The organism is Acinetobacter sp. T_3_1 (assembly GCF_025377055.1).
Lineage (GTDB): Bacteria > Pseudomonadota > Gammaproteobacteria > Pseudomonadales > Moraxellaceae > Acinetobacter > Acinetobacter kookii.
This window is the reverse complement of sequence record NZ_JACHVD010000035.1, coordinates 1-7,829: the sequence shown is the minus strand read 5'-3', so window position 1 is coordinate 7,829 and position 7,829 is coordinate 1. Positions and strand designations below refer to the sequence as shown.

General features: G+C 36.4%; 12 protein-coding genes and 1 pseudogene. 5 read left to right on the top strand and 8 right to left on the bottom strand.

Going from position 1 to position 7,829, the window contains the following annotated elements; translation table 11 throughout:
* Positions 1-191 (top strand): annotated as a pseudogene (locus H4I94_RS15850) (IS4 family transposase); the annotation flags it as partial.
* Between the two features lie 38 nt (positions 192-229).
* Here H4I94_RS15850 and H4I94_RS15845 read toward each other — a convergent pair.
* Together H4I94_RS15845 and H4I94_RS15840 are read right to left on the bottom strand one after the other, a co-directional pair.
* A complete protein-coding gene (locus tag H4I94_RS15845) occupies positions 230-544 on the bottom strand; it encodes a BrnA antitoxin family protein (protein WP_004282216.1) in 315 nt (104 codons plus the stop codon).
* Entirely contained in the window at positions 531-818 is a 288-nt protein-coding gene (locus tag H4I94_RS15840; protein WP_261183696.1) for a BrnT family toxin, read from the bottom strand. Before H4I94_RS15840 ends, H4I94_RS15845 begins: the two co-directional genes overlap by 14 nt.
* A 305-nt stretch (positions 819-1,123) precedes the next feature.
* Between H4I94_RS15840 and H4I94_RS15835 the strand changes: the two genes are divergently transcribed.
* Both H4I94_RS15835 and H4I94_RS15830 read left to right on the top strand, forming a co-directional pair.
* Positions 1,124-1,552 (top strand): hypothetical protein, encoded by a 429-nt coding sequence (locus H4I94_RS15835; RefSeq protein ID WP_000877730.1) that lies wholly within the window; start codon positions 1,124-1,126, stop codon positions 1,550-1,552.
* A gap of 207 nt (positions 1,553-1,759) precedes the next feature.
* Complete coding sequence (locus tag H4I94_RS15830) at positions 1,760-2,371, top strand: recombinase family protein (protein WP_015060246.1); 612 nt, start codon at positions 1,760-1,762, stop codon at positions 2,369-2,371.
* 189 nt (positions 2,372-2,560) lie between these two features.
* Here the strand turns inward: H4I94_RS15830 and H4I94_RS15825 are convergent, their stop codons facing one another.
* The 4 genes from H4I94_RS15825 to H4I94_RS15810 all read right to left on the bottom strand — a co-directional run bounded on the left by H4I94_RS15825 (position 2,561) and on the right by H4I94_RS15810 (position 6,054).
* On the bottom strand, positions 2,561-3,445 hold the full coding sequence (locus tag H4I94_RS15825) for an Mph(E) family macrolide 2'-phosphotransferase (protein ID WP_000155092.1): 885 nt from the start codon (positions 3,443-3,445) through the stop codon (positions 2,561-2,563).
* Positions 3,446-3,500: 55 nt separating this feature from the next.
* The gene (msr(E), locus tag H4I94_RS15820) at positions 3,501-4,976 is read right to left on the bottom strand and encodes an ABC-F type ribosomal protection protein Msr(E) (RefSeq protein WP_261183695.1); all 1,476 of its coding nucleotides are present in this window, start codon (positions 4,974-4,976) and stop codon (positions 3,501-3,503) included.
* A gap of 492 nt (positions 4,977-5,468) precedes the next feature.
* Entirely contained in the window at positions 5,469-5,741 is a 273-nt protein-coding gene (nadS, locus tag H4I94_RS15815) for a NadS family protein (RefSeq protein WP_000369781.1), read from the bottom strand.
* Complete coding sequence (locus tag H4I94_RS15810) at positions 5,734-6,054, bottom strand: type II toxin-antitoxin system RelE/ParE family toxin (protein WP_000897307.1); 321 nt, start codon at positions 6,052-6,054, stop codon at positions 5,734-5,736. Before H4I94_RS15810 ends, nadS begins: the two co-directional genes overlap by 8 nt.
* A gap of 139 nt (positions 6,055-6,193) precedes the next feature.
* Between H4I94_RS15810 and H4I94_RS15805 the strand changes: the two genes are divergently transcribed.
* Positions 6,194-6,613, top strand: a complete 420-nt coding sequence (locus tag H4I94_RS15805; RefSeq protein ID WP_001180106.1) for an SMI1/KNR4 family protein — start codon at positions 6,194-6,196, stop codon at positions 6,611-6,613.
* Positions 6,614-6,692: 79 nt separating this feature from the next.
* On the opposite strand, the gene H4I94_RS15800 is transcribed toward H4I94_RS15805, so the two are convergent.
* Positions 6,693-6,974, bottom strand: a complete 282-nt coding sequence (locus H4I94_RS15800) for an addiction module antidote protein (protein ID WP_000985609.1) — start codon at positions 6,972-6,974, stop codon at positions 6,693-6,695.
* The gene (locus tag H4I94_RS15795; RefSeq protein ID WP_000286964.1) at positions 6,975-7,277 is read right to left on the bottom strand and encodes a type II toxin-antitoxin system RelE/ParE family toxin; all 303 of its coding nucleotides are present in this window, start codon (positions 7,275-7,277) and stop codon (positions 6,975-6,977) included.
* 251 nt (positions 7,278-7,528) lie between these two features.
* On the opposite strand from H4I94_RS15795, the gene H4I94_RS15790 reads away from it, so the two are divergent.
* Positions 7,529-7,738 carry a hypothetical protein gene (locus H4I94_RS15790; protein WP_004976362.1) on the top strand — a complete coding sequence of 70 codons (210 nt, stop codon included), beginning with the start codon at positions 7,529-7,531 and terminating at the stop codon, positions 7,736-7,738.
* Positions 7,739-7,829: the final 91 nt, after the last annotated feature.

Here is a 7,829-nt window from a genome sequence, read left to right as displayed (position 1 = left end):
TCTGGATTGCGATGATCGCCTATTTATTGGTGAGTTTCGCTCAACATTTAGGGAAAACAGGTTGGACAGTTCAACGTTTACTCAGAATAATTCAAGTGAATTTGTTTGAAAGAAGAACTTTAAAAGCTTTATTTTCACCCGATAAAATACCCATAAAACAAGAGGAAGCTCAAATGAGCTTCCTCTTGTGAAAAATTGTGGGACAGCAATGGAGCTTAAGCTCCCATTTTTACTGATGATTTTTTAATTCTTTTAGCATGGCATCCCGCAAGATTTCATTCATGCGTGTCTGATAACCTTTACCTTGTGCTTTGAACCATGCAAGTACGTCAGCATCTAAACGAATAGATGTTTGTTGCTTCACTGGACGATAGAATTGATTGTGGCGTACAGCATTACTCCAGTCGGTAATTTCAGGAATATCTGAGAGATCTAGCTGATCGTCAGGAACCGTTCCCTTAGCAAGCAAGCGTTCAATTTCAGCATCTTGCTTGTCGCTGAATTTTTCATTCAGTTCTTTGCGTGAGTATCTAACCATGCTCATATTTATCTCGCTCTGCTTTAGTTACCTGTCTTGCACTAATAATTCTTATGATTTCACACTCATCTTCATCAAAGATGGTATGAGCTACTAAGAGCATTAGTACGCCTTTCACTTTTCCAATGGTCTGCCAACGTTCTTCACCATCGGTATGTCTGTCCTGGATTGAGATCCTTAGAGGATCTTCAAAAACAAGGCTTGCCGTTTCGAAAGAGACATCGTGTTTTTTCTGATTCTTTCGATTCTTTGCCTCATCCCATTCGAAATACTGTTTCATAAAAAACATTCAAATTTGTATATACAATAATGTATCACAAAATTGTATCACTCAAGTTGAAAAGCGTAATTTTTGGTCAAATTTATTGGCAAAACATTCCAAAACTGCTCATAAAAAAGCCGACTTGTTTCAAAATCGGCTTTTTATGGATTTTAGGGTTTGGTGTAAAATTTTAAGTCTTTGATATTTATATTAATATACAAGTGTATTGCGTATAACCACCATTATGTTAAATAGAATCAAAAAACCTCCAATAAAATCGTTATAGTATTATTATTTATTGAGTAGATAAGAGAATTAAATTAGTGAAATATTCAAATGAAAAAATAGTAAAAGCTCTCTTACTTTCTCCTTTACCACTACTTTTTTTCACAGCAGTCCTGTTTATCGTAATGAATCAGGAATACAGCCTATACTCGATTTTAGTGGTTCTTGTAGGGCACGGTCTTGTCTACTTGGCTTATTGTATTTTGACTGTACCTTTCAGCTTCATATTCTCAATTCTTTTAAATCGTTATAACAGTCTTAATTTATTAACTATCTGTATTGCCTCTATAATTATTGCTACTCCATTTTTTATTCTTTTTGGATGGAGTCACACAGGAGAAATTTCGAAAGAGTGGTGGAAGATGTATACAGATACATGGACTATCTTTATGGCTCTATTTCCTGGCTTATGTTATTGGCTATTTCTGATTAACCTAAAAGATAAGAAATCAAAGAATATTGAATAAACCATTGCATAGAGATTCTTAAATTTCCCTAAAATTAACATAATACACGTTATACGAATTCCCAAGGCATGGCTTCCAGTCATGCTTTTTTTATCAAAAGACTATACCTGAATGATAGCGAGCCAAATCGCATACAATATCTATCATTAGACTTAATGCAATAATTAAATGATAGTATTATCATTAATCTAATAGAATTAAGATTAAATGATAGAAATGAATACACGTATTTATCTACGAGCTTCAACTAAAGATCAAGATGCAGAAAGGGCTTTGCAGATTCTTCAGGATCTAAACCAAAACTTGAATTTGGGTGAAACCATTGTGTACGTGGAAAACTATAGTGGTACGAAGTTAGACCGACCTGAATTGAATAAGCTACTGTCAGAAGCAAATCAAGGTGACACATTGTTAGTTGAAAGTATTGACCGCTTATCACGCCTAACCCAACGAGATTTTCAAGAGCTGAAGCGCAGGATCCAGGAGAAGGGACTTCGTTTAGTCGTAGCAGATCTTCCTACTACCTACCAAATGATTCAAACCAGTGACAGCATTACTCATTCAATCTTGGAACTCATCAACAATATGTTGATTGATCTTCTGGCAACAATGGCCCGCCTAGACAATGAGAAACGTATAGAACGTATTAAGCAGGGCCTGGCACGTTCGGGTTACAAACCAACAGGCAAGAAGGCAAATGAGGCTAAACATAAACGAATAAAAGAATTGCTAGTAGTTGGCAATATGACTAAGGAAGAAATTGCCAAAGCAGTGAATTGTGGAGTTGCAACTGTCTATCGAGTTGCTAAAGTTATCTAAAAGAGGCTTATCTCAACGCGCCCCCAATGGGGCACCGCTGCATTCAGGTTACTTCACATAAGAAATTTTATGTTAAATGATTGTTAGAAATGCCCCTTGATCGAGGCATTTTCTATAAAGAATACTAAAAACTAATTAAAGCCAACCAAGTTTCAAAACAAGGCAGTTCTCAGCAATCATATTTTTAAATTATATAACTCCCAACTGAGCTTTTGCTCCAACGATAAGGCTTTCATTTTGAGTTTCTAAGGCAAATAAACCATACATCAAAGGAGAGGCCGCTGCTCTTTCTAAAGTCTGTTCATATAGTTTATTCCAAACTTTACCCCCTAGTTTTTCATACTCGATGATTAGAGTTTTGAGGCTTTCTTCTCCAAACAAAGTTACATGCCCAGCAAAATCAATCGCTGGGTCATCTATATGGGCTGTTGACCAATCAATAACGCCTGAAACAGCTCCATCCTTTGAAGCTAGTACATGCCCAGCATATAAATCGCCATGTATAAATTGGGTGAAATCTGCCCATAGAACATCATTATCCAACCATTTTCTGTAGCGGGTTTCCAATTGCTCACTTATACCAATTTCAGATTTTACTAACTGCAAATTGTTTGCTATTTCAGGTCTTAAATCTGAAGGTTTCATAATTTTCAAATCATTTTCCCGAACTTCTTTTTCAGGAATACTATGGATTTCAAATAAGGTTTTTGCCAAAGATGTTATGTATTTCGGGCTATCTTTGTCCATATTCCAAATTATTTCATAGGTTTCAGCATCCAAATTTAAAACAGGATTATCTTTAAGTATGGGATAAGCCACTAATTCTGTAGATGAAATTCTCCAATCAGGAACCTCTACAGAAAGATGTTTTTTTACCAATTCTAAAATGCGTTTTTCTTTCTTGATTTGTTCCCTCATGCCATCACGACGAGGAATACGCAGCAACCATTGTTGCCCCTTTGTATCAAGAGCAAAAACGACCTTAAAATCAATGCCCATTTCATTGAAATTCATTTTGTCCGTAAGCAACAAGCCGTGTGCTTCAGCAAGTGATTGAATATCTTGAATTGTCATTTTTAATTTCCTTTAAAGAGTTCAATAATTAATGTTCGGATTAGATTGGCTATCATTAACAATCTCTCTCAAAAGTCTTGATGATTTTGTGGTCTTTGATCTCGTAGATAATGTCAGCAATATTATCGACCAATTGCTTGTCATGAGATACGAAGATAATAGTTCCTGCATAGGACTTCATCATTGTTTCTAATGCGGCAATACTTTTTAGGTCAAGATAGTTTCCTGGTTCATCCATAAGCAAAATATTATATTTTCCTAAAAGCATTTTGGATAAAAGCAGTTTGATGATTTCACCTCCCGATAAGTCGGATAAGTTTTTTTGAATATCATTCGCTCCGATCCCCATTGAAGCCAATACTGCACGAATTTCCGCAACTGTGTACTCGCACTCTTCCTGCATAAAGGAGAGCACAGATTTATGCGTGTTAAATTTATATCCTGTTTGTGTAAAGTAGCCAATTTCAGCTTTTGGAGATATGGTTAATCCATCAGCACGTTCTGATATCATTTTTAACAAGGACGTTTTCCCTGTTCCATTCGATCCAGTTATAGCGACTTTAGCGCCAAGCGGTATTATAAAGTTAGCGTCATCAAAGATAGTACGGCTACCAAATTTTAAGCTCAGACCATCTGCCGTAATCGGGAACTTATTGTGCAGTTCTAGGGCTGAACTTTGACGAAAACGAATAGAACGCAAATGCTCTGGTGCTTGAATATCTTCTAATGCAGCCAAACGCTTTTCCATACTCTTAGCTGCCTGATACAGTTTTCTTTGCTTGGTGCCAGTCATTTTTGCATGCCCAAGTCGTCCAGCACTTTCGGTAGAGTTTTTGGATTTTTCTCCTTTTTTCTTATTGTCTAATCGATTAGCTTGCTGGCGTTTTTCTTGCACAGCAGATTCTAATCGCTCCCGTTCCTTCATCATCAGCTCATATTCTACGGCTTGGTGTTGTCGCTCTTCTTCTTTTTGACGCAAGTAATCCGAGTAACCACCCCAATATTCCGTAATTTTACCGTCTTTTAACTCCCATATCTTGTCTACAACCATATCAAGAAAATATCGGTCATGACTGATAACAAGTAATGCTCCATCAAATGCTTTAAGTTGACCAATAAGTAGATCTAGTCCATTGAGATCAAGGTGGCTGGTTGGTTCATCCGCTAGAATGCCATGTACTTGTTGGGAAAATGCGGCAGCAATTTTTGCACGAGTTTCCTCTCCGCCACTCATTGTGTCGTTTTGTACATTGGAAACACCAAGGCGAGATAACATTGCCCGGTCTTCGACCGTTTCTATTTCGATTCCGCCCAGTTGGCTGATATGTGCAAAATCACCAAAACGCTGTAATGTCGCTTCGGCTAAAACAATTTCGCCATTAAGTACTTTGAGTAAACTACTCTTTCCTGCTCCGTTATCACCCACAAGACCAATACGGTCATAAGAGTGAATTTCCAATTCATCAATATCCAAAACATCACGCCCAGCATAATCCAAGCGTATGTTTCTCGCTTTAATAATTAAACTCATTTTTATTTACTCCTGTTTAGCTCTTGAAATTTTTTATGCAGCAAACAGGATTTAGGTGAAAACAAAAGCTAGCATCACAGTGTCCTCCCAAAAAAAAAGCTATTCATCCACAGGGTGGACAAATAGCTAGTCAATTAAGTTATAACTGGAAACTATGCACTAAAAGCATACTTATAAATTAAGCATACTTTTACTTTATATATCCGCATATATTCTTAAAGACACAACAAAAGCCCACCATTATAAAATAGTGTCACTATGCAAATAGTTGTGTCTTAACGAATGCGGATAGAATGCATAAACTTACCTAAAAAATAAAATTCAGTTTTATGATAACTTTACTGTTAAAAGAAGTCTAGACAACCTTGTTTTATGCTTGGATATAAGGCTTATTTTAAAATAATAGTAGTGAAGATTTTCTAAAATTAACATAATACACCTTATACGAAATAAAAATGGGAGCCTTAAGCTCCCATTTTTTAAGTAATTTTTTCAAATAAGGCTTGGGTGAGCATCTAAAATTCGAATCAATGTAGCTGCTGGTCCAGTTGGATAGCGTCGTCCCTGTTCCCAATTTTGCAGGGTACGGGGGCTAATATGTAGACGTGCAGCAAATTCATTTTGGCTCAAGCCAGTTTTTTCACGTACTTCTTTAATATCAGGCAATTCGAGTTCTGTAACTCGGCTTGCTTTAACTTCTTTACGTTTGATAGCTCCAGCTTCTTTGATTGAAGCAACCAAGTCATCAAATAAGTTGTTATCCATGAAATTGCTCCTTCACGAGTTGGTGCAGAATGGCGGTTTCCTTATCTGTTAAATTATCTTTTACTGATTTTGGATAAGCCACTAAGAAAAAGATCTGATCATCCTCGGTGACCCAATAATAAATCACCCGTATCCCACCACTTTTCCCTTTGTTACCTTGAGCACAACGTACTTTGCGAATACCACCGCCATTCTTGATTAGGTCACCTCTATCAGGCTGTACCAAAAGATCTTGCTGAAGTTGACGATATTCCTCATCAGATACAAGGTCTTTAATTTGCTTGGTAAAGATGCTGGTTTCAATAAATAACATGGACTCTTTATACGTCAATGGCGTATTTGAATTTTAGCAGTTTCCATAACAAAAAACGAGAGCTGGTAGATCTCGTTTCGCATAACAGCCATTATGTTAAATTGTAGTAAGAACTTTAATGCGATAGAGCAGAATGTATATGCAAAATAAGCTTGATAACATTATTCAAGAATTAAAAGAACTATCTGGGAATAGTCGTCTAAACATAGAACTACCTGATGATATTTTCATATCTGCTTATGAACGAAAAATAGGTTTTATTTTTCCAAAAGATTATAAAAAAGTTTTGAAAGAGATTAGCAATATCTTTTATGGAACAATTGAATTAGCGTCTCTTACAGATGAGAAAGAATGCTATCGAGGGCTATCTCAGATATTAAATGATGCTAGGGAGCAAGGTCTGCCAGAAGATTGGCTACCTATTTGTGAAGATAATGGTAGTTATTATTGCCTATCTCCTAATCATAAAATTAGATATTGGACAGCAGATGGATATAGCGATGAGCAGTGGGAAGATTTAGCAGATTGGATCAAGCAAGTTTGGATAGATGGAAATTAAGAATTTCTAAAATTAACATAATACACCTTATACGAAATTAAAAAATGGAGCCTAAAGCTCCATTTTTTAATAACTTTTTTTAAATTGCTAAGCGTAAATTCAGTGCTTTTACAACTTTAATCACAGTATCAAAACTAGGGTTAACATCACCAGAAAGTGCTTTATAAAGACTTTCTCGGCCTAAGCCTGTATCTCGTGATAATTGAGCCATTCCTTTAGCTTTTGCAATGTTACCTAAAGCCTTTGCAATGAATGCGGCATCGCCATTAGATTCTTCAATACATGCTTGTAAGTAAGCCTGCATATCATCCTCTGTTTTAAGATGCTCAGCACTGTCCCATTTGCGAAGTTTAATAGCCATTTATAGCTCCTCCTCTAAATCTTGTGCCAATTGCAGGGCAAGTTTTATATCTTTACTTTGCGTAGACTTATCTCCGCCTGCTAAAAGAATAACAACCCTTTGCCCTTGCTTGCAGTAATAAATCCTATAGCCTGGCCCAAAGAAGAAACGTAATTCAGAAACACCTTCACCGACCGGCTCAGTATCTCCAAAGTTTCCATCTTCAACCCGATCAATTCGGACTTGTATGCGTCTTTTTGCCTGCTGGTCTTTTAACTTGGTGAACCAGTCATCAAAGACTTCAGTGGTATATATTGAGTACATAAGTAGAATGTATCCTATAGGATACATTTATGCAAGAAATAAACTTGATATTTGGGGCTCGAAACGGTGAATTTCGTATAACCGCCATTATGTTAAATAGATAGCAGTTGGGAGATTATTTATTCTTTCAATAGACAAAAACTTGCGGAATTTTTCTTAATTTGTAATCCTTGCGGCCAAGGGTGTCTAGCGTAGCTAAGACAGGTATTCGTTATAGTCGGGCCGCTATAATACGGATGACGAGTGCCTGTATGTTTAACCTAAATATCTTTAACAAGATCTCTAGCGAAGTATTGACCATCAAAAATGATCTTGAGCTGAATTCTGAAAATCAACTGATAACTAAGTATAAGACTTCTACTTCTGAAGATTATAAACAGGCTATTGTTTTGATTTTTAAAGAACGTGGCTATACACGTTTGGAAATAGGTCAATTACTTGGGGAGCCAAAAGCTTCATAAAATACCGATTAAACAAAGCTTGGATATAACATCCAGGCTTTATAAAAAAGTACCTAGCTGTTACCCTTGTCCTGATTTTTTTACTCTAAAA

What these genes read in the sequence shown, in the direction of transcription:
- H4I94_RS15790 (WP_004976362.1), top strand. Translation starts at nt 7,529, where the DNA reads ATGTTTAACCTAAATATCTTTAACAAGATCTCTAGCGAAGTATTGACC.
- H4I94_RS15845 (WP_004282216.1), bottom strand. Translation starts at nt 544, where the DNA reads ATGAGCATGGTTAGATACTCACGCAAAGAACTGAATGAAAAATTCAGC.
- H4I94_RS15830 (WP_015060246.1), top strand. Translation starts at nt 1,760, where the DNA reads ATGATAGAAATGAATACACGTATTTATCTACGAGCTTCAACTAAAGAT.
- H4I94_RS15810 (WP_000897307.1), bottom strand. Translation starts at nt 6,054, where the DNA reads ATGTTATTTATTGAAACCAGCATCTTTACCAAGCAAATTAAAGACCTT.
- nadS (WP_000369781.1), bottom strand. Translation starts at nt 5,741, where the DNA reads ATGGATAACAACTTATTTGATGACTTGGTTGCTTCAATCAAAGAAGCT.
- H4I94_RS15825 (WP_000155092.1), bottom strand. Translation starts at nt 3,445, where the DNA reads ATGACAATTCAAGATATTCAATCACTTGCTGAAGCACACGGCTTGTTG.
- H4I94_RS15805 (WP_001180106.1), top strand. Translation starts at nt 6,194, where the DNA reads ATGCAAAATAAGCTTGATAACATTATTCAAGAATTAAAAGAACTATCT.
- H4I94_RS15795 (WP_000286964.1), bottom strand. Translation starts at nt 7,277, where the DNA reads ATGTACTCAATATATACCACTGAAGTCTTTGATGACTGGTTCACCAAG.
- H4I94_RS15800 (WP_000985609.1), bottom strand. Translation starts at nt 6,974, where the DNA reads ATGGCTATTAAACTTCGCAAATGGGACAGTGCTGAGCATCTTAAAACA.
- H4I94_RS15840 (WP_261183696.1), bottom strand. Translation starts at nt 818, where the DNA reads ATGAAACAGTATTTCGAATGGGATGAGGCAAAGAATCGAAAGAATCAG.